Source organism: Catenulispora rubra, assembly GCF_015356825.1.
GTDB classification, from domain to species: Bacteria; Actinomycetota; Actinomycetes; order Streptomycetales; family Catenulisporaceae; genus Catenulispora; species Catenulispora rubra.
This window is the reverse complement of record NZ_JAACYW010000034.1, coordinates 1-23,046: the sequence shown is the minus strand read 5'-3', so window position 1 is coordinate 23,046 and position 23,046 is coordinate 1. Positions and strand designations below refer to the sequence as shown.

The window sequence follows — 23,046 nt, the reverse complement described above, 5'->3', positions numbered from 1 at the left end:
GAACTTCAACTGCTCGGGGTGCGGGTGGGCTGTGGGTTTGCAGGCGATCTTTTACGGCTTCGCGGATGGGTTGATGGCCTCGCGGGGGGACGCAGTTCGGTTGTGCGACTCATGCCGCGCTGGCGGCCGCCGGTATTCGCGAACACGACCACGCGCCGGTCCGAGTCGGTAGGTGTGGTGCGTTGGCGGCTGGCGGTGTTCGCGAGCAAGAGCACGCGCTGGTCCGAGTCACTGCGCATGCGTTTGGTCTGGCGGGTGGCGGCTGCGTTTGGTGGGTGCGTTGAGGCCTCTGGCGGGCCTCCTCGACGAGGGGGTGACCCGTGCGTCGGGTTGTTTGGCGGCGGTCCGCGACTGTTCGGCTTTCTATCACGCTGTTGCCTGCGCTGCGTTGTGCGGTGGCGGTGCTGCTTGTGGTCGCCGAGGTTCTGGGTCCCTCGCCGCGTCATCGCCGTAAACGGAACTAGAACCAAACCCCCGCATGGTCCGGTCGGACGCCCCGAACCACGTGGCCGGCCAGCCGCCAAAAAAGCGGAACGCGCCGCGCCGATCGGGGGGTGCGGCGCGACGCGTTCCTACGGACACGGTGCCGGGCCTGAGCCCTCTCCCCTGTGCCTTGTAGAAGAGGCGTCTGGTGATCGAATTCCGTTACACCCCTATGATCACCTGCCATGATCCTGGACCCGAAGGTCCTCGAAGCCGCGCTGGGCCGGTTCGAGGCGGAGTACATCGATCCCCGGAGGGCGGCCAGTGCTGCCGCCGAGATTCGGCGTGCTGCTGCGGCTGGCGAATACGCCGAGCTGGATGGTGCGGCGGCTTGTGCGGCTGTGACCAAGGTGTTCGCCGACTTCTGTCGGGACAAGCATCTGCGGCTCATATGGAGCGAGGAGCCTGAGCCGCTTGAAGACGATGACGAGGAGGCTGGGGCGGCCATGTTCGCCGCGCTGTGCCGTGAGCACAACAACGGTGTCCGCAAGGTCGAGGTCCTGGACGGCGGCATCGGTTACCTCGACCTCACGCTGATCCCGACCGCCGAGCTCGGCGGCGCCACTATCGCGGCGGCGATGCAGCTGGTCGCCGACACCAGTGCTCTCATCCTGGACCTGCGCAGCACCATCGGGGGCTCCACCGACGGCGTGCAGTTGTGGTGCAGCTACCTGATCCGCGGTGCCGACACCCTGCTCACCACCTCGCACTCCACGGTGAAGGGGACCCGCCAGTACTGGTCGCTCGGTCACCTCGACGCCCCGCGTTACCTCGACCGGCCCGTCTACGTCCTGACCGGTGCCCGCACCTTCTCCGGCGGCGAGGACCTGGCCTACACGCTCCAGGGTCTGCAACGCGCCACGCTGGTCGGGGCCACCACGCGCGGCGGCGCGCACCCGACCGACTGGTACCAGCTCACGGAACACGTGACGGTCACCGTCCCGAACTGCCGCTCGGAGAGCCCGTTCACCGGTACGGACTGGGAGGGCGTCGGTGTCGTCCCGGACGTCGCGGTCGCGGAGGACGAAGCACTCGCCGCGGCGATCGAGCACGCGCGGCTGTCGATCGCTACCGATGCGGATCGTCCCTAGTAGTGAGAGGGTCGAAATCCGGCCCGCGATGGAGGGAACGCCGATGTCCAAGTACATGCTCCTCATCTACGGCAACGAGCAGCGGTGGGAGACCATCTCCGCGGAGGAGATGGCTGAGATCGACGCCGGCCACGTCGCCTTCCAGAAGCGGGCCGGCGACCGGATCCTGGCCTCGGGGCAGTTGGAGCCGTCCTCGACGGCCACGACGTTGCGCGGCGACGGTGAGGCGCCTGCGGTGACTGACGGACCGTTCCTGGAGACCAAGGAAGTCCTCGGAGGCTTCTACCTGGTCGAGGCTGCGGATCTGGACGAGGCCGTGGCCCTGAGCCGGGAGCTGGCGGAAGTCCGGCACGAGCACTCCGGGGTCGAGATCAAGCCGCTGGTCCAGCACGGCTGAGAGGGGGAGTGGGACGGTGAGCACGCCTGGCGACGCCGTCGCGGCGGCTCACCGTGCCCACTGGGCCGGCGTCCTGGCCGCGACCGTCCGCATCACCCGCGACCTCGACACCGCCGAGGAATGCGTCCAGGACGCCTACGCCCAAGCCCTGCGCACCTGGCCGTCGAACGGCGTGCCGGACCGCCCGGAGGCGTGGCTGCGCACGGTGGCCGGGAACCGGGCCCGCGACCTGCTGCGGCGTGAATCGGTGTGGCGGCGTGCGATGCCGCTGCTGGTCGAGGAAGCCACTGCCACTGGTCCAGACCCGCAGGACGCGGACGAACCGCCGGTCGTCGCCGACGACACCCTGCGGCTGATCTTCACCTGCTGCCATCCCGCGCTCTCCCGGGAGGCCCGCGTCGCCCTCACGCTGCGCCTGGTGTGCGGACTGTCGACGGCCGAGGTCGCGCGGGCCTTCCTGGTCCAGGAGAGCACCATGGCCGCGCGCATCACGCGGGCCAAGAAGAAGATCGCCGCGGCGCGCATCCCCTATCGGGTGCCGACCGCGGTCGATCTGCCCGAGCGGGTCTCAGCAGTCTGCGACGTCGTCCACCTCGTCTTCACGACCGGCAGTAACGCGCCGGTCGGGGAGACGCTGGTCCGGGACGATCTCGTCGACTCCGCGGTCGGCTTGGCGCGGATGCTCCATCGGCTGCTGCCGGTCGCGGAACCCGCCGGGTTGTTGGCGTTGCTGCTGCTGATCGACGCTCGTCGTGCGACGCGGACCGACGACGATGGCGCTCCTGTGTTGCTTGAAGATCAGGATCGGTCCTGGTGGGACCGGGAGATGATCGCCGAGGGGATCGAGCTGCTGACGGAGTCTTTGCGGGGTGGTCCGCCGAACCGATACGCGGTTCAGGCTGCGATCGCCGCCGTTCATGCGGAAGCCTCCACGTTCGAAGCGACCGACTGGTCAGAGATCGTCTCCCTCTACGACGTCCTGCTCCGCCTGTGGCCCTCGCCGGTCGTCGAGCTCAACCAGGCTGTGGCCATCGGAATGCGCGACGGCCCGGAGGCCGGTCTCGTCGCACTCGACCGCTTGGCCGCCGAGCCCGCGCTGGCGACGTACCGCTATCTCAGCGCTGCTCGCGCCGACTTCCTCAGAAGACTAGGACAGTGGCCGGAAGCCGCTACCGCGTATGAGGAAGCCCTGGTGCTCACCGACAACGAAGCCGAGCGTGCGTTCCTCGCCAGACGTCTTGCCGAGGTCCAGCGGGGTCAGGAGTCCTGAAGCCGCCGACCCACCAGGTCGTGCAGGCGGATCAGCCGCCGGCGCATGCCGCCGGAGTAGGTGGACGGCGGCTGATCGGCGGCGTCGGTCAGGCCGAAGCGCTCCAGCAGCTCCGCCGCGCGAGCCCGCCCGGGACGCCGCAGAGCGAAGACCGTCCCGGCCGGGACGCTGAGGTCCACGCCGTTCAGAACGGATTTCTCGCCGAAGGACTTGCGCAGGTCGGAGACGCTGATCGCAGGGGAGGCGGTTGCTGTCGTCGTCATGACGGCAATGCTGGAAGGTTGACCCTGCGTCAGGGTCAACGCGCTGCCGGGTCGATGTGATGCACGTCACTTCGGGGGCACGTCACAACCGCGCGGTTCGTGTAGTCCCGTGTAAAAGTACTCGCGAGCGAACAGATAGGTGCCGTCATGAGTGGGGAACCGTCGGGGCAGTCCGCGACCGAGACCTTCGTCGCCCATCGCAACCTGCTGTTCACCGTCGCCTACGAAATGCTCGGCTCCGCCGCCGACGCCGAGGACGTGCTGCAGGAGACCTGGCTGCGCTGGACCACCGTCGACCTGGACACGGTGCGGGACCGGCGGGCGTACCTGGTGCGGATCACCACCCGGCAGGCGCTGACCCAGCTGCGCAGGCTCGGGCGGCGCAAGGAGTCCTACGTCGGGCCGTGGCTGCCCGAGCCGTTGCTGACCGCGCCGGACGTGGCCGAGGACGTGGAACTGGCCGACAGCGTCTCGATGGCGATGCTGCTGGTGATGGAGACGCTGACGCCGGCTGAGCGCGCCGTGTTCGTGCTGCGCGACGTGTTCAGCCTGGAGTACGACGAGATCGCCGAGGCGGTCGACAAGACCCCGGCCGCGGTCCGGCAGATCGCGCACCGGGCCCGCAACCACGTCGCGGCGCGGCGGCCGCGCGGCGTCACCTCCAAGGCCGACGTCCTGGGCGCCACCGAGGCGTTCCAGAAGGCGGTCTCGACCGGCGACCTGCAGAGCCTGTTCGACCTGCTCGCCCCGGACGTCGTCTTCATCGGCGACGGCGGCGGCGTCGTGCAGGCCACGCTGGTGCCGCTGCGCGGCGCGGACGTCGTCTCCCGGTTCCTGGCCGACGGCCTGTCCCACCTGAGAGGTTTCGTGACCATGGAGAACGCGTACCTCAACGGCGGCCTGGCCGTGATCGTCCGGGTCGACGGCGCGGTCGACACGATCGTGGCGATGCACACCGAAAATGGCCTGATCACCGGGATCTACGTGGTCCGCAACCCGGAGAAGCTGTCGCGGGTCGAGGAGGAGACCGCGATGGCGCGGTGACCCGCGTCATTCCCTGCCGGGAATTGAGACGCCGCAGCCGCCCGAAGACCATCGGGTCATGGACATCGGTGTGTTGCTTCCGACCGGCGAGGCGCAGTGGGAATCCGGGGACGATCCGCGGGACGTCGTCGCGCTGGCGGTGCGGGCCGAACAGCTCGGGTTCTCCTCGCTCTTCGTCAACGATTCGCTGATCAGCCCGCGCATCGAGGCGCTGACCATGCTCGCGGCCCTCGCCCCGGCGACTGAGCGCGTCACCCTCGGGACCGGCGCGTTGTTGCCGTTCCTGAGGCGGCCGGTGCAGGCCGCGCAGTCGCTGGCCTCGATCGACCTGCTGTCCGGCGGTCGGCTTGCGGTCGCGGTCGGCGCCGGATTCCCCGGCCGGTTCGGGCAGCCCATGTACACGTTGTCCGAGCTGCCGTGGGAGCGCCGGTTCCGGCGCCTGGACGAGACGGTGGCGCTGTGGCGCGCGCTCTGGGCCGGGGACACGGCGTTCCACGGCGAGCTCGTCCACTTCGACGACCTGCCGCCGGCGACGAAGCCCTTCCGCGCCGGAGGACCGCCGATCTGGCTCGGCGGCGCGACGCCGGCGGCCTTGGCGCGCGCCGCCAAGCTCTACGACGGCTGGCTGCCCTACCCGCCGGATCCCGCCGACTATCGCAGTGGCCTGGCGACGATCCGCGAGACCGCAGTTCAAGAAGGCCGCTCGGCCGACGCCGTCACACCGGCGCTGTTCGTGACGGTCCGCGTCGACACCGACGAGGCGGCCGGCCGCGCGCGGCTCGACCGCTACTCCCGGGCCAACTACGGCATGCCGCTGGCCGACCTGGAGACCATCCAGGCCGTCGTCACCGGTACCGCCGATCAGGTGACGGCCGGCCTCGGCGCCTACGTCGCCGCCGGAGCACGCCACCTGGTGCTCCGTCTGGGCGCGATCGGCCTGTCCGCCCAGCGGGAACAGCTCGACGCCGTCGCGGCCCTGGTCGGTCGCCTGGCAGACTGCGCCGCATGGGACCTTTCCACGGCGGCACCGATCCCGGGCCCGGACAGCCCGAGACCTCGGATCTGAACGCACTGCTGCTCCAGGGCGAGGACATGATCGAGCAGCTCGGCGCCGCGCACGCCAAGGCCTGGGGCCTGGGCACGGCCGACCGCTGGGACCTGGACCAGCGGACCGGGCTGATCACCTGGACGTTCCCGGACAAGACCGCGACCGCCCCCGCGCAGATCCTCGGCAGCTTCAACGCCGAGGCCGAATCGTGGCTGTGGGCCTGGGCGAACGACAGCATCCTGCCGGAGATGAGCCGCGACGCCTGGGCCGTCCACGAATGGGGCCAGGCACACGGCCACCGCGCCCTGACCGAGCCCAAGGTGCACGGCGACGCCAGCACCGCCGGCGCCCTGGTCGCCGTCGCGGTCCGGATCACGCGCGCGACCGGGTACTACAAAGGCGGAAACGGCGGCGCGATCCCGATCATCACCTTCGGACCGGTGACTCTGATCTCGAAGGACGGCGGGACCCGGACGGTCACGGTCGAGATCGGCTGACGGCAGGCTCGGCGGCGATCCGATCAGGAGCATCGGCAGCACCGAACGGCACGCGATAAATTCGCTGGCCACGCAGAATCCCCCGGCGCTAGGCTCACGCCGATATCCGGGATGGGCCGAAATTTCGGCGAACCGGGCCGCCGCGTCAAAGGTGGGCCGTTGTACACCAGCTGAGACGTTCATCGCGTCGAGAAGACACGCCGGACCCGTCAGGGGTCCCCGGCCGCGCAGCGCTGTAGCGCCACGGCCGTGGTTCTGGGTGTCCTCGGCAGGTCATCGGCGTCCGGCTGCCCGGCTTCCAGGCATCCGTAGGTCGATCCGGTGCTGCGCTCTCACGCGCGGCGCCGACGTCTCACGATGATCTCGCAGCAGATCGGTCTTTCCTGGTGCACGAAAACACCTTCCTCGTGCGCGCCACGACGCACTGGCGCGTACGCCCGACCGCCCTTCCGACCATCCGGCGCCGTTGCCGGACCTGTCCTTCCATGGAGTTCCAGACCCAAGGACGCTTCCGGGTCAACGCGAACCACAAGCTGCTCGACGTCTGGCTGCTGGCGCTGTGCGCGCAGTGCGGCGAGACGATCAAGCTGACGGTGATGGAGCGGACCCACGTCCGCTCGATAGACCCGGACATGCTCACCCGATTCCACGAGAACGACGCCTCGCTCGCGGCGCGACTGCTGACCGATCCCCAGCTGCCGCACCGCAACGACGTCGCGCTCGACTGGAGCGACGCGTGGCGCCTGGACATGGACCCCGTCGAGCTGCCGAAGGCGGACGTCCTCGACGTCCGCGTCGAGTTCACGCATCGCATCCCGCTGCGGGTGTCGACGGTGATCGCGAACGGGCTGGAACTGTCGGGATCCGAAGTCGCGAAGCTCATCGCGACCGGAGGGATCACCTCCGACGACAAGCTGACCGGGCGCAGGGCGAGCGATTTCGGCTTCGTCATGCGGTGGTAGCGAGTGCGGAAACGCTGATCGCGGCCCGATCGAAGTCATCGATCGGGCCGCGAATCGCGGTCTCACAGCTGACCTGCGCGACCTACTCCACCAGCTCCAACACAGTCCCGGCGCCGACGGTCCGGCCACCCTCGCGGATGGCGAACCCGAGGCCGGGCTCCATCGCGACGCCGTGCCCGAGCTCGACGGTCATCGTGACCCGGTCGCCGGGCAGCGCGATGCCGTCGGCGCCCAGGTCCACCGCCCCGACCACGTCGGTGGTGCGGAAGTGGAACTGCGGCCGGTAGCCCGCGCCGAACCCGGTGTGCCGGCCGCCCTCGGCGGCGGAGAGCACGTACACCTCGGCGCGGAACCGGCGGTGCGGCCGGATGCTGTGCGGGGCGGCCAGGACCTGGCCGCGCCGGATCTGCTCCCGGCGCACGCCGCGCAGCAGCAGCGCCGCGTTGTCCCCGGCCTGCGCGGCCTCCATGGTGCGGCCGAAGGTCTCGATGCCGGTGACCACCGCGGTGAACGCCTCGCCGTGCCCGGTCACCTCGATCTGCGAGCCCAGCGCCAGCGTGCCGCGCTCGACCGCGCCGGTGACGACTGTCCCGCGGCCGGTGATGGTCAGCACGTTCTCCACCGGCATCAGGAACGGCGACTCCAGGTCCCGGACCGGGTCCGGGACGGTGGTGTCCACCGCGTCCAGCAGGTCCAGGATCCGCTGCGTCCACACCGGGTCGCCCTCCAGCGCGCGCAGCCCGGACACCCGGACCACGGCCGCCTCGTCGCCCGGGAAGCCCTGCGCGGTCAGCAGGTCCCTGATCTCCAGCTCCACCAGGTCCAGCAGCTCCTCGTCCTCGACCAGGTCGGCCTTGTTGAGCGCGACGACGACATGCGGGACGCCGACCTGCCGCGCCAGCAGGATGTGCTCCCGCGTCTGCGGCATCGCGCCGTCCTGCGCCGAGACGACCAGGATCGCGCCGTCCACCTGCGCGGCGCCGGTGATCATGTTCTTCACGTAGTCGGCGTGGCCGGGCATGTCGACGTGCGCGTAGTGCCGCCGCCCGGTCTCGTACTCGACGTGCGCGATGTTGATGGTGATCCCGCGACTGATCTCCTCCGGGGCCCGGTCGATCCGGTCGAAGGCGACGTAGTGGTTGGCGCTGCCGGAGCCGGCGGACCGCTCGGCCAGGACCTTGGTGATGGCCGCGGTCAGGGTGGTCTTGCCGTGGTCGACGTGGCCCATCGTGCCGATGTTCAGATGCGGCTTGGTGCGCGCGAACTGCTGCTTGGACATGGTGGATCCCTGAAGCTGGTGCGGGCAGGCGGCATCGCCCCGGTCCCGCTGGAGAGTCGGCTGATCGACGGCCCGCATGCACGCCAGCCGAGGCGCGCGGAGCCGGAGAACCGGAAGGGGAGCCACCCTCCCCGCCGGGTTCCCGCCGGGGCGGGGAGGGTCAGCTTCGGACGCCGGTGAATGCGGCGACGGTTGCGGATGCCGCAACGACTGCGGATGCAGCGACGACTGCGAACGCCGCGACGACGGCAGCCGGAACCGGCAGGGCGATGCCTGCTGCGGTCGGCGCGAAGGTCGTCGAGGACATGCGTTCATGATGACCGCGGCCGGGTGGTTTGTATAAGGGTTTTCTATCGGTGCGCGCGGGTGATCCGCGGAGTGACCGGTTTCAGGGTCCTTATTCCGCCGTGTCGTCGTAGGCCGCGCGGTTGGTGAGTACGTCGTCCATGTGTGTCTCGGCCCAGCTCTTGATGCCCCGCACCATATGCTGGAGCGACCGGCCGAGATCGGTCAGTTCGTAGGTGACCGTGACCGGCACGGTCGGCGTCGCCTGCCGCGTGATGAGGCCGTCGCGCTCCAGGGAGCGCAGCGTCTGAGTCAGCATCTTCTGGCTGACGCCGGCCAGCAGGCGCGACAGTTCCGAATAGCGCATCGGCCGGGGCTCGTCGTCGTTGCCGAGGGCGCACAGGATCAGTGCGACCCACTTGTCGGAGATGCGGTCGAGCAGCTTGCGGCTGGGACAGGCCGCCAGGAAGGCGTCGTACTCCGCCTTGGCTTGGGCCCGCTGTTGGGCCGCCGTCATCGTGGCCATCCCGCCGCTCCTCGCACTCGTGGGTCCGTTACGCACTCCGAAGTGCGTACTTCCTGCCGGGAAGTTGCCTATCCATACTGAAGCAACAGCCCATCGGGCACCACTCCCGACACTCTACGAAAGACACAGGCATGAGCACGCTCTCCTCGCTTCCCGGCGGCACCTGGACCCTGGGGGACCTGACCGTCACCCGCTTCGGCTACGGCGCCATGCAGCTGGCCGGCCCCGGCGTCATGGGACCGCCCGCCGACCACGACGGCGCGCTCGCGATCCTGCGCGAGGCCGTCGATCTCGGCATCACCCACATCGACACGGCCGACGCGTATGGGCCGCAGGTGACGAACCGGCTGATCCGCGAAGCGCTGCATCCCTACCCGGAGTCGCTGCACATCGTGACGAAGGTCGGTGCGACCCGCGATGCGCAGGGAGGCTGGCCGCCTGCGCGGGAGCCCGAGGCGTTGCGCCGTGCCGTGCACGAGAACCTGGAGACCCTCGGCCTGGAAACGCTCGACGTGGTGAACCTCAGGCTCGGCAACGCCCAAGGGCCCCAGCCCGGCTCGCTCGCCGAGCCCTTCGCAGCGCTCGTCGACCTTCAGCAGCAGGGCCTGATCCGGCACCTCGGCGTGAGCAACGCGACGGCCGACCAGGTCGCCGAGGCGCGGGCGATCGCGCCGATCGTGTGCGTGCAGAACATGTACAACCTCGCCTATCGGCACGACGACGAGCTGATCGACACGCTTGCCACGGCGGGCATCGCGTACGTGCCCTTCTTCCCGCTCGGCGGTTTCAGCCCGCTGCAATCCTCGGCGCTCTCGGCCGTCGCCGATCGGCTTGGCTCGACGCCGATGTCGGTGGCTCTGGCGTGGCTGTTGCAGCGTTCGCCGAACATCCTGCTGATTCCCGGCACCTCGTCTGTGGCGCACCTGCGCGAGAACGCCACCGGCGCGGGACTCGGGCTTAGCGAGGAGGATCTCGCCGAGCTGGAGAAGATCGGTCGTTAGCTTCAGTCCTCTTCGGTATTAGTCCTTCGCGCGCGGCTCGGTGAGGCGCCGCAGTGTCTCCACCAGCGAGGCGCGGTGTTCGCTCAGCCGGGACTGCGCCGTCGGATCGCCGCCGTCGGCCAGGGCTTTCAGGGCCGGCGGCGCGTCCAGCCAGCTCTCGGTGACGCGCAGGACGATGGCGAGCAGGTCGATCGCCGGCAGGCTGTCGTCGAGGCGGCCCTCGCGCTGCGCGGCGGCGACGGCGTCCACCTTCGCCTGGTAGCTCTCGGCCTCGGTCTGGCTCCAGTGCTCATTGCGCTCGAAGCGGCGCCACGCGGCCAGCCGGGCGGCGTCGGGGTGAGCGGTCATGTAGTCGAACCTGGCCGCGCCGAAGGCCGCCGGGTCTCAGTTGACGGTGGGGGTGAATCCGCCGTCGATGCGGAGGTTGGCGCCGTTGACCGAGGCGCCGAGCGGGCTGGCCAGCAGGGCCAGGAGGGCGGCGATCTCCTGCGGTTCGGTCAGGCGGTCGGAGGGGTTGGCCAGTGAACCGTCGAGCAGCGCGCGGGTGCCGGCGACGGCGTCTTTGCCCAGGCCGTGATGCTCGGCGAAGGTCAGCGCGAACTGGCGGAACCCGTCGGTCAGGGTCGGGCCGGGGCTGATGGTGTTCACGGTTATCCCGGTGCCGGCCAGTTCCTTGGACAGACTCACTGTGAGGTTGGCCAGTGCGGCCTTCGACGCGCAGTAGGCGGCCTGTCGGGGCAGCGGGTAGGGGTGTGCGGCACTGCCGATCTGGACCTGCCGAACCGCTGAGCGTCGAACGGGTCGCCGCCCTGGCCGAGGTGTCGCGCTCGACGGTCTACCTGGTGTTCGGCTCCCGCGCCGGACTGTTTGACGCGCTCGGCGACGATCTGCGCGGACGCGGCGGATTCGACCGGATGCCCGACCCCGCGGCCGCTCCCGACGCTCGCCGGCACCTGGCCGACTCGATCCGCGCCTCGGTACCGATCTTCGCCGAGCACCGGCAGGTGCTGCGGGTGCTGTACTCGATGGCGCACCTCGATCCCGAATCCGTCGGCGGCGCCGTGCGACGGATCGCCGAGGCCCGGGCCGCAGGAATGCGCTGGCACGCTGATCGCCTGGACGCCGAGGGCGCGCTACGCGCCGACGTCACCCCCGAGGAGGCCGCTCATCTCCTGTGGGCCACGACCAGCTTCGAGTTCTTCGACCAGCTCCACTCCGGACGGGGGCTGCCGGCGGACCGGGTCGCCGACCTGATGGTCGCCGCCGCCGAGCGCGCGGTCCTGAAACCCGGCCGGTGAACGCCGCAGGGTGGAGCGCATATCTGCCCACTAGCGCTTGAAGAGATCAGTCAGCGATGTCGAGGGCCAGCACCTCGCCGACCCCGGCCACGTACAGGCGGCCGTCACCGTATACCGGTGCAGTGAGCAGGCTCGGCAGGCGGCCGATCGGCGCGCCGTCGGCGGCGCGGAACAGCAGCCTGCCGCCGAGGAATCCGTAGGAGACGACCGGACCGTGTGCGCCGACGGTGCTCGGCCGCCGGCCGGTCGGCGCGGTCCGCCACACCTCGGCGCCGTCTGCGGCGCGGAACGCGACCAGGGCGTCGCCGTCCGCGGCGTAGACGTGGTCCGCGTCGAGGGCCGCCGCTTCGACCACCGACGGCGCCGTCCACAGTTCGCGCAGGTCGTCGGCGGCCAAGACCAGTACCTGGCCGAGGCTGCCGGGGCCGCCGTTACCGGCGGAGGCCATGATCCGGCCGCCGACGGCAGTCGACTTCCAGACCTGTTCCGCGATCAGCGGACGCCCGTCCAAGACGTAGAGGCCCGGACGTCCCTGGGAGGCGACCTGATTGCGTACCAGCAGTCCGCCGGACCACGCGGCGAAACCGTCTGCGCCCCACGGCAGCGGGATCCGGCGCCGCATGTCGCCGGTGTGCGCGTCGAGAACGTAGACGACCGCGCCGTGCTCCGGCTCCGTGGCCGCGAGCCAGAGCTCTCCGTCGTGCCGATACGCGCTCTCGGGCGCGATGATGGCGGGCAGATCGACGCGCGCCTCCACCTGGCCGGACTCCGACACGCCGATCACGGTGTCGAGACGCTCCGGCCGCCGGACCGCGTTGGTGAACAGCAGCCCGCCGCCGATGAGCAACTTCCCGCCGGTGTCGTTCCCGGGCAGCTCCGCCGTCCACATCGGGTTCCCGTCAGCGGCGTCCAACCGGATCAGGGCGGCGCCGGCGCGGACGGTCAGCGTGCCGGCTTCGAACAGCGGCGGCACCAGTGGCGTGAAGTCCGCGGCGGTTCGATGCCGCCAGGCGATCGGGAGCGGGAAGTCGGACACGGTCGCCAACCCTAAGGCACCAAGGTGAAGGTGCCGTCGGCGTTCAGCCGGACGAGTTGCACCGTCCTGTCGGTCTTGAGAACGGCCGCGCCCTCGCTGAAGTTCAGCGTCGCCGCTCTCTGGATCGATGACGGCGCCAGCGTCACACCTTCTTCCAGACGCACGGTGTCGATCAGGTCGTGCAACTGGTTGTGCAACTCCAGCGGCAGATCCACCAAGGAGTCGTGGCCGCCGCCCATGTACAGCGGGATCAGGTGGTGCAGGTCGCCCTCGGCTTCGGCGCCGGCGGCCTTCTCGAAGGCCAGCCGGTAGTTGTAGGCGCGCAGCTGGTCCGTGCCGCGCACCACCGTTACCTCGTGCTCCAGCAACGCCTCCATCGCCGCGAACGCCTTGCCTTCCGCCTCGGGTTGCTTCGCGGCAGTGAACGCGCGGGTCAGGATGTTGAGCATCTGCTCGGACTGCTGCTGGGTCAGGATCTCCCGGAAGGTGCGGCCGGTGGACGCCACTCCTTGAAGCGGCACGACTCGGAACACGCCGCTCCCTGAGTAGGCGCTCTTCACCGCTTCGAAGGCCTCCTGCGCCTTCGGGGAGAATCCGGCGACCATGGCCTCTGCCGCCTCGGTACGGCTCAGTGCCCCGGTCGCGATCTTCCAGCCGCCGCCCTCCTGCACCAGCGTCAGGGCCGGAACGTCGGCGTTGGCCATCCGCTGCAGGATGTACGGGGGCTGACCGCCCGGATTCGCCCGGTAGTAGTACTTGGCCGGGTCGCTCACGAGCGGGTTGCCGGCCAACGCCGGCATTCCCTCGGATATCGCCTTGGTGGTGCTCTCCCCGCTCGCGGCGATGAATCCGGCGCCCTGCTCCGCGACCATCTGGTCCACGACGGCCTCGTGCCGGACCATCTCGCTCTGCAGGTACTCGACTTCTCGACGGAGCGCGTCCTCGGACTCGGTCCCCAGCGAGGCCCCCAGGGCGGCCTGCCGGGAGGCGATCACCTCCGGCAGCTTCTCCAACTCGTAGAAGGACTCGAAGGCCTGCGATCCCGCGGGGAACGGATTCACCCCCGCGGCCGGGAAGCCGGCCAGCGACCGTACCTTGTCGATCAGCTCTCGGATCTTGCCGAGGACGCCGTCGTACCGGCGCAGCTCGGCGACCACGCCCTCGTGGGCCAGGATCACCCCGGCCGTCGCCTCCGGTCCGCACCGGATGCCGTCCACGACGGCCCGGCCCTCGGAATCCACGTGATAGACCACGCGGACGTCCTTGCCCAGCTCGGCGTCGATCTCGATCGAGGTGCCGACCCGGCGGGCGAGACCGATCTTGTTGGCCTCGCTGACCACCTCGGTGGCGTCCAGCGCGCCCGCCGCGAGTCTCAGCTCCCGGCTCAGCGCTTCGTCGGCGCGGGCGAGGACCCTGACGCCCTCCTCGATGGTGCCGCCGGCGGCCTTGACCGCCCGGACCGCGGCGACCACCTGCGCGGCGTCGGCGACCACGCCGAGCCAGGCCACGACCAGCCAGGCCCAGCCGCGCGCCTCCTCGGGCGGCAGCAGCGAGGCGGCCGGGTCCAGGGCGGTGTTGGCCGCGGCGTTCTCGGCGGTGATCTGCTCGGTCTGGTTGATGGCGTCGGCGGTGCTCAGTCCGAGCGCGCCGGCGGCGATCACGGCGCCCACCGGACCGTCGACGACCATCGAGAGCAGGCCGAACACCACGGTGAAGACGGTGAGCAGGTCCTCGGCGACCGAGCTCTGGTTCGCGTCCGCGAGCCTCCTGACGTAGGCGCGGGCGTTCGGGTCGGTGATGCCGAGCCCGGCGATGGTGCTGTCGACCAGCGACTGGATCTTCCACAGGTTCAGCGAGCCGTCGAGGACACTGTCCCGGGCCGTGTCGATGTCCTTGCGGATCTGCAGCGACTTGGCGCCCAGCTGCGCCATCTGCTCGTCCGGCGAGAGTTTGACGAACTGGCGCGGGTCGACGCGGGCCAGCACCGGATACCGGCGGACCACCACCTGCCGGCGCGCGTGCAGGGCCCAGAACCGGTCGTAGGCCTCCGGATCCGGCGGGAGCGACTTGGGGACGTCGTCCATCTCCTGGTCGATACCCGCCAGGTACTCGGCGGTGCTGCGCATCAGCGCCACCTCGGACGGCGGGATCAGGCCGGACGAGCTACGGCGCTCGATGTCCCGCTCCACCAGCGGTATCGCGGAGGCGAGCCGGGCCAGGGCGTTGTCCCGCATCGCGGGTGCGAACATCTGGCTCAGGACAGCCGCCGACTTGTTCGGGTCGCCGAGCGCCTGCCGGTAGGCGGCGAACGGATCGCCGGTGCCGGCGCCGGGCATCAGCGCCTGGTCCGCGGAGGCGGCCTTGGCGTCGTCCTCGGATTTGAAGTTCTCCGGCCGCAGGACGACGCCGTCCTGGGTGACGATCAGGTTCGCGCCGTTGTCGAACCGCACGGCCGTCCACGGCTTGTCCCTGAACCAGCGCACGTTGTCGAAGGTGAAATCGTGGATGATGCCGGCGCCGTCCACGTGGTAGGCGACGAACTGTCCGGTCTCGTCGAAGACCGCGCCGGCCGTGCCCGCCGCCTTGATCGCGGCGACGGCCGCGTCCTCGCTCTGGTAGGAGCCGCCGGTCCAGCCGGCAGGCTGGACGGAGGCCGGGATCATGCCGGGCATTCCGGCGTAGTCCGCGAGCGGGGCCGCGCCGAGCTGCACGGTGGTCTTGACGCTGGTGTCGATCCAGCCGATCCAGGTGGCGATCGTCTGGCTGCCGTGCTGCGGCGGATTCGGCGCCGGGGCGTCGGGCGGCGCGGGGTCGCGGTGGACCACCGCCGAGCCGGCGTCGGCACTGCGGGCGACGGAACCGGGTGGCGCGTCAGGCGCCGAGCCCGCGAGGCTCGGTCCGGTGTCAGAGCTTTGAGCGCCTTCGTGGTGCTGGTCCCACTCGTCGGCGACCGCCTCGGCCTCGACCTCCGCGGGGTCGCTCGGCGAGCTCAGCCAGGACCCGGCGCCCCGAGCCTCGGCGCCGCCCTGCACGACGTGGGTCACCTCGTGCGCCAGCAGCCGCTGCCCGGCCCGCGTGTCCGGCTGGTACTGATCCCGGGCGAAGTAGACGTCGCTGCCGATGGTGAACGCGTCCGCCGATATGGCGGACGCGGCGACCTGCGCGGCCGGATCCGAGTGGACCCGCACCCCGGCCAGGCCGACGCCGAACCGGTCCTCGGCGCGGTCCCGGAAGGCTTCGGGCAACGCGGAACCGGACCCGCTGCCGGCGACGGTCTCCGTGAAGCTGCCGAAGTCGGGCGTGCCGACCGACGCGAGACCGTCACCGCGTCCGTCACTACGTCCATCACCGCGTCCGTCACCGAGCCGCCGGGCGACCGCGGCATTGCCGGCCAACGCCGCGGCCCGCGCCACGAGAGCGGCCGACATCCCGGAACGGCTGCCATCGGTCGGAACGCCATCGGAAGCAACGCCGAACACAGACGCCGCGGATCTGCTGTCGAGCCCTGCGAAGGCTGCCTCATCAGCGATGCCGACAGCGGCATCGGGAAGCCGGTCCTGAGCCGTCCTCGGCGAGGACTCGGCCTTCTCCGACTCCTGCGGCACCCGGTCGCCTCGGCTCACACGAAAATGCTACCCAGCGTGGTCATTCATAGAGTTACAGTGCAATCACCTAGTGCGCGGGCAGCTCAGCGACGCGCCGCGCCGACCGTGTTCAGGTCGGCGCCGGCGGGTGATGACAGCGAGTTCACACCCGTCTCTTAGGTTCACCGGCTTACAGTGGGGTGCATGACTCGAGCCGCGGCGGATGTCTCCGACGTGAATACAGGGAAGCCGGAGACCCACACGGCGCTGGTGCGGCGTGCCCGCAGGATCTACCGCGAGCTCGGGGAGGTCTACCCCTACGCCAAGGCCGAGTTGGACGCCGAAACCCCGTTCGAGCTGCTGGTCGCGGTCATCTTGTCGGCCCAGTCGACCGACGTGGGCGTCAACAAGGTCACCCCGGCCCTGTTCCGGAGGTATCCGACCCCGGCCGACATGGCCGCGGCGGACCCGGAGGAGCTGGAGGTCATGATCAAGGCCACCGGCTTCTTCCACAACAAGGCCAAGTCCCTCCTGGGCATGTCCAGGGCCGTGGTGTCCGACTACGGCGGCGCGGTGCCGGGGAAGCTCAACGAGTTGGTGAAGCTTCCGGGCGTGGGCCGCAAGACGGCGAACGTCGTCCTCGGCAACGCGTTCGGCGTCCCCGGCATCACCGTCGACACCCACTTCGGGCGCCTGGTGCGCCGCTTCGGGTGGACCGACCTGGAGGACCCGGTGAAGGTCGAGCACGCCATCGGCGAGCTGTTTCCGCGCAAGGACTGGACTTTGCTCTCGCACCGGGTCATCTACCACGGCCGGCGGGTCTGCCACGCGAAGAAGCCCGCCTGCGGCGCGTGCCCGATCGCGAAGCTTTGCCCCAGTCGGGGGACCGGGGAGCAGGATCCGGTGAAGGCGGCTGCGTTGCTCAAGTACAAGCCGGGGGAAGGCGGTCTGCCGCTGTGAGCGTTGCTCCCGACATGGGAACTCAGATAGCCGATTCGTTGCCCGACTGGTTGCTTCCGCTCGCTCAGGCCGCCGAGAGCGGGAAGGGGCTGGGCCCCCGGTTCAAGCGGCCCGCGGATCTGGACGGGGAGCCGCGGCGCTCCGCCGTCCTGATCCTGTTCGGGGAGGATCCGGAGAACGGGCCGGACGTGCTGTTCGTCGAGCGCTCCAAGACGCTGCGGAACCATCCCGGGCAGCCGGCCTTCCCCGGCGGGCAGGTCGATCCCGGCGAGGGGCCGGTGGCCACCGCGCTGCGGGAGGCCAACGAGGAAACCGATCTGGACCCCGACGGCGTCCAAGTCTTCGGAATCCTTCCTGATCAGTACATCTTCCCCTCGGACTTCCTGGTGACGCCGGTGCTGGGCTGGTGGCGTGTCCCGAGTCCGGTGCGGGTACGGGATCCGCGTGAGGTCGCCTCGGTCTGCCGGATCCCGGTGCGCGATCTGGTCGATCCGGCCAACCGGCTGCGGGTCGGCAACCCTTCGGGGAATTCGAGCCCGGCCTTCGAGGCGGGCTCGTTGCTGATCTGGGGTTTCACCGCCGCGCTCCTGGACGGGGTGCTGAAGGCGGGCGGATGGGAAAAGCCGTGGGACACCGAGCGGGTCGAGCCGCTGCCGCAGGAGGTGCTGGCGCTGGCGGTCCGCAGCCGCGGGGCGCCGGGGGGAGAAGATAAGTAGATGGACATCCTCGACATCCTGCTGCTGCTCGTCGTGGCGGCGTTCGCAGTCTCCGGGTACCGGCAGGGCTTCGTCGTGGGAGTGGTCTCCTTCGCCGGGTTCCTCGGCGGGCTGGCGCTCGGATTCGTGATCGTCCCGGCGTTCCTGGACCGTTCCTCCAGCAGCCTGCTGGCCTCGGTGATCGCGCTGTGCGCGGTGCTGGCGCTGGCGGTCGTCGGGCAGGTGCTCGGCTCGATGCTGGGCGCCCGGCTGCGCGAGGCCATCACCTGGCAGCCGGCGCAGATGGTGGACGCGGTGAGCGGCGCGGTGGTGTCGGTGATCGCGGTGCTGATGGTGGCCTGGTTCCTGGGCCTGGCGCTGTTCACGTCCTCGGTGCCGACCATCAGCGACCAGGTGCGCTCCTCCAGCATCCTCAAGGGCATGACCCAGGTGCTGCCGCAGGGCGCCAACCAGTGGTTCAACGGATTCTCCAACATCCTCAACCGCAACGGCTTCCCGCAGGTGTTCGCGCCCTTCCAGGCCGAGGACCCGGCGAACGTGCCGGCCCCGGACCCGGCGCTGCTGAACAGCCCGGTGATCGGCACGGACCGGGCCTCGATCGTGAAGATCCGGGGCCAGGCGCCGTCGTGCGGCAAGGACATCGAGGGCTCCGGCTTCGTCTACGCGCCGGGCAAGGTGATGACCAACGCGCACGTGGTCGGCGGCACGCGCTCGCTGGTGGTGCGGCAGTCCAACGGCCGGCAGTACGCGGCGACCGTGGTGCTGTTCGACCCCAAGCGCGACATCGCCGTGCTGGACGTCCCCAGCCTGAAGGCGTCGCCGCTGAACTTCGACCTGAACGGCAAGGCCAACGACTCCTCGCTGGTCGTCGGCTACCCCGAGGACGGCCCGTTCACCGTCGACGCCGCGCGCATCCGCGAGCAGATCACGGCCACCGGCGCCGACATCTACTCCAACGGCAACGTCCGGCGCCAGGTGTTCGCGCTCTACGCGCAGGTCCAGCAGGGCAACTCCGGCGGTCCGCTGCTGTCCACCGACGGCAAGGTGCTCGGCGTGGTCTTCGCCAAGTCCTTGGAGGACAAGAACACCGGCTACGCGCTGACCGCGCAGGAGGTCTCTTCCGACGCGGCCGCCGGCGCCGCCACCGACGTCCCGGTCAACACGCAGGCCTGCGCGATCTGAGGGCCTGGCGGGGATTGACGCTGAGCTAGCAGCAATTGACGCCGACCAGGCGGCGCGCCGGCGATCTCAGGCTTCTGCCGGGCCCGGCTCCGTCGCGCCTTCCTGATACGTTCATGCCAGAAACGGCACAGGACCATCAGGGGGCGGATCGGGCATGCTCGGGCACTCACACGCGACCAGCGGCGGACTGGCCTGGGCGGCGGCCGCCTCCGCGCTGCCGATGAGCGTCCTGGCCTACCCGGCCATGCACGGCTCCACCGCCCACATCCAGGCCAAGGACCTGCTGTTCGGGACCTTCATCACGGCCGGCGCGGCGCTGCTGCCGGACATCGACCACCCGAACGGCACCATCGCGCACTCGGTCGGGCCGATCACCCACAACCTGTGCAAGGGCGTGTCGAAGATCAGCGGCGGGCACCGGCACGCCACGCACTCGCTGGCCTTCGTCGCGGCCGTCACCTACGGCACCTGGGCCGGCGAGAAGTACCTCGGTCGGTACTTCACCCTCGGGCTGGTGTTCTTCATGCTGGTGCTGGCGGTGCGCGCGCTGAACCTCTGCCCGCCGGGGGAGAAGCTGGAAGCTTACGGGCCCTGCATCCTGCTGGCCGGCGGCGGGACGGTCCTGATGGACCGCTGGATAGCGAGCGCGCCGAGCTGGCTGCCGTTCGCGATCGGGCTCGGGGCGCTGACGCACCTGGCCGGCGACTGCCTGACGGACCACGGCTGTCGGCTGTTCTGGCCGTTCACGCTTCGGACCGGGATACCGCTGATCCAGCGCACCGGTAACAAGATGGAGACGTGGTTCCTGGCGCCGGTGATGGCGGTCGGGTGTGCGGTGCTGCTGTACATAAAGACTTCTGCGAAGCCCTAGCCCTAGCCTTAGCCGCCTTGAGGCTGAGGCGCCCCGGCAGTCTCAGCCGCCTTGGTCGGACTCGGCCGGCTTCGATCTGCCTTGACTGACTTCGGTCAGCTTTTCAGCCAGTCGATGAGCTCGCTGGTGAAGCGCATCGGCGCCTCCTCGTGCGGGAAGTGGCCGATGCCCTCCATCAGCCGCCAGCGGTAGGCCGCCGTCACGTACCGGCCGGAGCCGCGTGCGACGTGCGGTAGCAGGGCGCTGTCGAGCTCGCCCTGCAGATGGAGCACGGGCACCCGCACCTCGGTGCGCATCCGCTGCGCGTACCGCATCCCGTCGGGGCGGACCAGGGACCTGATGAGCCAGCGGTAGTACTCCAGCGAGGAGTGCGCGGCGCCGGGCACGAGCAGCGCGTCGCGGTAGCGCTGCGCCACGTCCAGCTCCGGCCAGCCGGTCGCGCCCCACTCCGTGAGCAGCTGCTCGACCAGCATCGCGGCGTCGCGGGTCAGGGCCTTCTCCGGGGCCCACGGCCGTTGCGCGGCCCACATGAAGCGCGCTGCCGAGATCTGCTTGGGGTCGGTCAGCAGGGCCTGGCGCAGCCGGCGCGGATGGGCCGAACCGGTGACCGCCAGACGGTTGACCGCGGCCGGCCGGAAGACCGCCGCGGTCCAGCCGAGGAACGCGCCCCAGCCGTGCCCGACCAGCGTCGCGTTGGACTGGCCGAGCGCGCGGATGACGCCGGTGACGTCCATGGTCAGGGTCAGCGGGTCGTAGCCGCGCGGGGTCTTGTCGCTGCTGCCGTAGCCGCGCAGGTCCATGGCCACCGCGCGGAAGCCCGCGTCGGCCACCGCGGGGAGCTGGTGGCGCCAGGACCACCAGAATTCCGGGAAGCCGTGCAGGAACAGCACCAGCGGTCCCTCGCCCATCTCGGCGACGTGGAAGCGGGCCCCGTTCGCGTTGATGTCGCGGTGCGTCCACGGGCCGGCCAGGCGGATCGGATCGGAATCCTGCATGGGTTCAGCCTCCCACGCGGGGCAGGCCGAAGGGGGCCGCGTTCACCGCCGGTGGCCCGGTGTACAGCGCCCTGCGGGTGAATATTGGTTCGCCGTCGAGGCGTCGCGGTGTTAGCCATGGATTATGAGCTTCGAAGCCGCCTCCCACCCCGTCCGTCCGATCACGGACGGCGAGGTCGAGGCTTTCACCGCGCAGATCGATCTCGGCTTCCACGAGAACCCCCCGCAGGAGGCGCACGACCTGTGGATGCGGCTGCTGCCGCGCGAGCGTTCGGTCGCCGCGTTCGACGGCGACGAACTGGTCAGCACCGGCGGGTCCTTCCCGTTCGCGATGACGGTCCCCGGCGGCACCACGGTGCCCACGGCCGGCGTCACGATGATCACCGTGAAGCCCACGCACCGGCGGCGCGGCATCCTGACCGCGATGATGCGGCACCAGCTGCACGGCTGGCACGAGCGGGGCGAGGAGCCGGTGGCGACTCTGCAGGCTTCTGAGCCGGCGATCTACGGCCGCTTCGGCTACGGGCTCGCCACCCAGCAGGTTGACCTCAAGGTCCCGCGCGGCGACAACGGCCTGTCGGCGGTGCCCGGCAGCGACAAGTTCCGGCTGCGGATGCTGCCCCCGACCGAGGCGTACGACCGCTGCCAGGAGGTGTTCGAGGCGAACCGCCTGGGCCGACCCGGGATGCTGCCGCGGGTCGGCGAGGGCTGGCGGGACTCGGCGCTGGCCGACGACGAGTTCGCCCGGGACGAGGCGGGGCCGCTGCGCTGCGTGCTGGCCGAGGACGCCGACGGCCGGGCCGTGGGCTTCGCGCGCTACCGGGTCAAGGAGGACTTCGACAACCCGGCGCACCCGGACTGCAAGGTGCGGGTGCAGGAGGTCTACGGCCGCGACCTCGCCTCCTACGTCGCGATGTGGCGCTTCCTGCTCGACCTGGACCTGACCAGCGAGGTCCACGCCTCGGTGCCGGTCGACGACCCGCTGATGTACCTGCTGACCGACACCCGGCGCTCGCTGCCCCAGCTGCGGGACGACATGTACCTGCGGCTCGTGGACGTGGACCGCGCGCTCGCCGCGCGTCGCTATTCGGGGCCGGTGGACGTGGTGCTCGAGGTCGCCGACTCGTTCTGTCCGTGGAACGCCGGCCGCTGGCGGCTCCGCGGCGACGCCGACGGCGCGGTCTGCGAGCGTACGACGGACCCGGCCGACCTGGTGCTGGGCGTGCGCGAACTCGGCAGCGCCTACCTCGGCGGCCTGTCGCTGAGCGCACTCGCCCGCGCCGGACGGGTCGAGGAGCTGCGGGCGGGGACGCTGGCGGCGGCGTCGCGGGCGTTTGTGAGCGACGTCGCGCCCTGGCTGCCCTTCGGCTTCTGATGGCGATCTCATACTGTGGGCGGCATGACTGAGGTACAGGTGAAGGACTACAACGGCGTACTCCTGAAGCGGCACCCCGCGTCGGGCAACGGCGTGGTCGCGGAGATCGTGCTGAACCGCGCGTCGGCGATGAACGCCATCTCGACGGCGATGGCCGCGGCGATCCGCGACGTTGCACCGGAGCTGGCCGAGGACCCGGCGGTCCGCGCGGTGGTGGTGTCCTCGGCACCGCCGGAGGCCGAGGGCAAGAACCACGCGTTCTGCGTCGGCGTGGACCTCAAGGAACGCAACCAGATGAGCGACGCCGAACTGGTCGCCACCCGCCCGGCCTTCCGCCGGACCTGGGGCGCGTTCGGCTCCCTGCCGATGCCGGTCATCGCCGCCGTCTCCGGCTACGCCCTGGGCGGCGGCTGCGAACTGGCCCTGGCCTGCGACCTCATCGTGGCCGACGACGGCGCCGTCTTCGGCCTCCCCGAGGTCTCCGTAGGCGTCATCCCCGGCGGCGGCGGCACACAGACACTGGTCCGCCGCGTAGGCACGAACCGCGCAGCGGACCTGATCTTCACCGCCCGCCGCATCGACGCCGACGAGGCCGACCGCTTCGGCATGGTGGACCGCCGCGTCGCCGGAGCCTCCACAGCCCGCGCCGCGGCACTGGAGCTGGCACAGCAGATCGCGAAGAACTCCCCGATCGGCGTCCGCAACGCCAAGCACGCGCTGAAGGCCGGCGCCGACCTGCCGCTGGCCGCAGGGCTGGACGTGGAGGACGGGGCTTGGCGGGCGACGGCCTTCTCGGCGGACCGGGCCGAGGGTGTGCGGGCTTTTGTGGAGAAGCGGTCGCCGGTTTGGCCGTGAGGCAGGGCGGACTCGTACTTGTACTTGC

General features: G+C 70.5%; 22 protein-coding genes and 2 pseudogenes. 15 read left to right on the top strand and 9 right to left on the bottom strand.

Translation table 11 applies throughout. The annotated features are described in order from the left end of the window. Positions 1-668: 668 nt before the first annotated feature. Genes GWK61_RS12530 through GWK61_RS12520 form a run of 3 tightly spaced genes read left to right on the top strand, consistent with a single transcriptional unit; the run spans position 669 to position 3,241 of the window. Positions 669-1,574 carry a S41 family peptidase gene (locus GWK61_RS12530; RefSeq protein ID WP_194908510.1) on the top strand — a complete coding sequence of 302 codons (906 nt, stop codon included), beginning with the start codon at positions 669-671 and terminating at the stop codon, positions 1,572-1,574. 43 nt (positions 1,575-1,617) lie between these two features. Next, positions 1,618-1,971 carry a YciI family protein gene (locus GWK61_RS12525; RefSeq protein ID WP_194908509.1) on the top strand — a complete coding sequence of 118 codons (354 nt, stop codon included), beginning with the start codon at positions 1,618-1,620 and terminating at the stop codon, positions 1,969-1,971. Positions 1,972-1,987: 16 nt separating this feature from the next. Then, positions 1,988-3,241 (top strand): RNA polymerase sigma factor, encoded by a 1,254-nt coding sequence (locus tag GWK61_RS12520; protein ID WP_194908508.1) that lies wholly within the window; start codon positions 1,988-1,990, stop codon positions 3,239-3,241. A gap of 5 nt (positions 3,242-3,246) precedes the next feature. Here GWK61_RS12520 and GWK61_RS59450 read toward each other — a convergent pair. Next, positions 3,247-3,504, bottom strand: a pseudogene (locus tag GWK61_RS59450) (ABC transporter); the annotation flags it as partial. A gap of 147 nt (positions 3,505-3,651) precedes the next feature. On the opposite strand from GWK61_RS59450, the gene GWK61_RS12510 reads away from it, so the two are divergent. The 4 genes from GWK61_RS12510 (at position 3,652) to GWK61_RS12495 (ending at position 7,055) form a co-directional block, all read left to right on the top strand. Next, entirely contained in the window at positions 3,652-4,548 is an 897-nt protein-coding gene (locus tag GWK61_RS12510) for an RNA polymerase sigma-70 factor (protein WP_194908507.1), read from the top strand. Positions 4,549-4,606: 58 nt separating this feature from the next. Beyond that, positions 4,607-5,614: an LLM class flavin-dependent oxidoreductase gene (locus GWK61_RS12505; RefSeq protein WP_194908506.1), complete on the top strand. Its 1,008-nt coding sequence runs from the start codon at positions 4,607-4,609 to the stop codon at positions 5,612-5,614. Beyond that, complete coding sequence (locus GWK61_RS12500) at positions 5,554-6,093, top strand: DUF6882 domain-containing protein (protein WP_228562197.1); 540 nt, start codon at positions 5,554-5,556, stop codon at positions 6,091-6,093. The genes GWK61_RS12505 and GWK61_RS12500 overlap by 61 nt, the downstream gene beginning before the upstream one ends. Before the next feature lie 485 nt (positions 6,094-6,578). Beyond that, a complete protein-coding gene (locus GWK61_RS12495) occupies positions 6,579-7,055 on the top strand; it encodes a DUF1062 domain-containing protein (RefSeq protein ID WP_228562196.1) in 477 nt (158 codons plus the stop codon). Positions 7,056-7,137: 82 nt separating this feature from the next. Here the strand turns inward: GWK61_RS12495 and tuf are convergent, their stop codons facing one another. The 3 genes from tuf to GWK61_RS12480 form a co-directional block, all read right to left on the bottom strand. Continuing rightward, positions 7,138-8,334 (bottom strand): elongation factor Tu, encoded by a 1,197-nt coding sequence (gene tuf / locus GWK61_RS12490; protein WP_194908505.1) that lies wholly within the window; start codon positions 8,332-8,334, stop codon positions 7,138-7,140. Positions 8,335-8,494: 160 nt separating this feature from the next. Continuing rightward, positions 8,495-8,641, bottom strand: a complete 147-nt coding sequence (locus GWK61_RS12485) for a hypothetical protein (protein WP_194908504.1) — start codon at positions 8,639-8,641, stop codon at positions 8,495-8,497. Positions 8,642-8,731: 90 nt separating this feature from the next. Continuing rightward, entirely contained in the window at positions 8,732-9,145 is a 414-nt protein-coding gene (locus GWK61_RS12480) for a winged helix-turn-helix transcriptional regulator (RefSeq protein WP_194908503.1), read from the bottom strand. A 131-nt stretch (positions 9,146-9,276) separates the two neighbouring features. On the opposite strand from GWK61_RS12480, the gene GWK61_RS12475 reads away from it, so the two are divergent. Beyond that, on the top strand, positions 9,277-10,146 hold the full coding sequence (locus GWK61_RS12475) for an aldo/keto reductase family oxidoreductase (RefSeq protein ID WP_194908502.1): 870 nt from the start codon (positions 9,277-9,279) through the stop codon (positions 10,144-10,146). Between the two features lie 18 nt (positions 10,147-10,164). Here the strand turns inward: GWK61_RS12475 and GWK61_RS12470 are convergent. Both GWK61_RS12470 and GWK61_RS12465 read right to left on the bottom strand, forming a co-directional pair. Beyond that, positions 10,165-10,518, bottom strand: a pseudogene (locus GWK61_RS12470) (TetR/AcrR family transcriptional regulator); the annotation flags it as partial. A gap of 12 nt (positions 10,519-10,530) precedes the next feature. After that, positions 10,531-10,914 carry an SDR family NAD(P)-dependent oxidoreductase gene (locus GWK61_RS12465; protein ID WP_194908544.1) on the bottom strand — a complete coding sequence of 128 codons (384 nt, stop codon included), beginning with the start codon at positions 10,912-10,914 and terminating at the stop codon, positions 10,531-10,533. Between the two features lie 50 nt (positions 10,915-10,964). Between GWK61_RS12465 and GWK61_RS12460 the strand changes: the two genes are divergently transcribed. Next, a complete protein-coding gene (locus GWK61_RS12460) occupies positions 10,965-11,444 on the top strand; it encodes a TetR/AcrR family transcriptional regulator (protein WP_194908500.1) in 480 nt (159 codons plus the stop codon). Positions 11,445-11,490: 46 nt separating this feature from the next. Here the strand turns inward: GWK61_RS12460 and GWK61_RS59445 are convergent, their stop codons facing one another. Next, positions 11,491-12,480 (bottom strand): outer membrane protein assembly factor BamB family protein, encoded by a 990-nt coding sequence (locus GWK61_RS59445; protein ID WP_194908499.1) that lies wholly within the window; start codon positions 12,478-12,480, stop codon positions 11,491-11,493. A gap of 11 nt (positions 12,481-12,491) precedes the next feature. Beyond that, complete coding sequence (locus GWK61_RS12450) at positions 12,492-16,103, bottom strand: eCIS core domain-containing protein (protein ID WP_194908498.1); 3,612 nt, start codon at positions 16,101-16,103, stop codon at positions 12,492-12,494. Between the two features lie 165 nt (positions 16,104-16,268). Between GWK61_RS12450 and nth the strand changes: the two genes are divergently transcribed. From nth to GWK61_RS12430, 4 genes are all read left to right on the top strand, one after another. Continuing rightward, a complete protein-coding gene (gene nth, locus GWK61_RS12445; protein WP_194908497.1) occupies positions 16,269-17,024 on the top strand; it encodes an endonuclease III in 756 nt (251 codons plus the stop codon). Between the two features lie 14 nt (positions 17,025-17,038). After that, a complete protein-coding gene (locus GWK61_RS12440; protein WP_194908496.1) occupies positions 17,039-17,740 on the top strand; it encodes an NUDIX hydrolase in 702 nt (233 codons plus the stop codon). Beyond that, complete coding sequence (locus tag GWK61_RS12435) at positions 17,741-18,922, top strand: MarP family serine protease (RefSeq protein WP_194908495.1); 1,182 nt, start codon at positions 17,741-17,743, stop codon at positions 18,920-18,922. A 154-nt stretch (positions 18,923-19,076) separates the two neighbouring features. Beyond that, a complete protein-coding gene (locus GWK61_RS12430) occupies positions 19,077-19,793 on the top strand; it encodes a metal-dependent hydrolase (protein ID WP_194908494.1) in 717 nt (238 codons plus the stop codon). 95 nt (positions 19,794-19,888) lie between these two features. Here the strand turns inward: GWK61_RS12430 and GWK61_RS12425 are convergent, their stop codons facing one another. Then, positions 19,889-20,788: an alpha/beta fold hydrolase gene (locus GWK61_RS12425; protein ID WP_194908493.1), complete on the bottom strand. Its 900-nt coding sequence runs from the start codon at positions 20,786-20,788 to the stop codon at positions 19,889-19,891. Between the two features lie 124 nt (positions 20,789-20,912). On the opposite strand from GWK61_RS12425, the gene GWK61_RS12420 reads away from it, so the two are divergent. Further along, positions 20,913-22,163: a GNAT family N-acetyltransferase gene (locus GWK61_RS12420; protein WP_194908492.1), complete on the top strand. Its 1,251-nt coding sequence runs from the start codon at positions 20,913-20,915 to the stop codon at positions 22,161-22,163. A gap of 24 nt (positions 22,164-22,187) precedes the next feature. Beyond that, positions 22,188-23,018, top strand: coding sequence for an enoyl-CoA hydratase/isomerase family protein (locus GWK61_RS12415; RefSeq protein WP_194908491.1), 831 nt, complete (start codon positions 22,188-22,190; stop codon positions 23,016-23,018). The last annotated feature ends 28 nt before the right edge of the window (positions 23,019-23,046 follow it).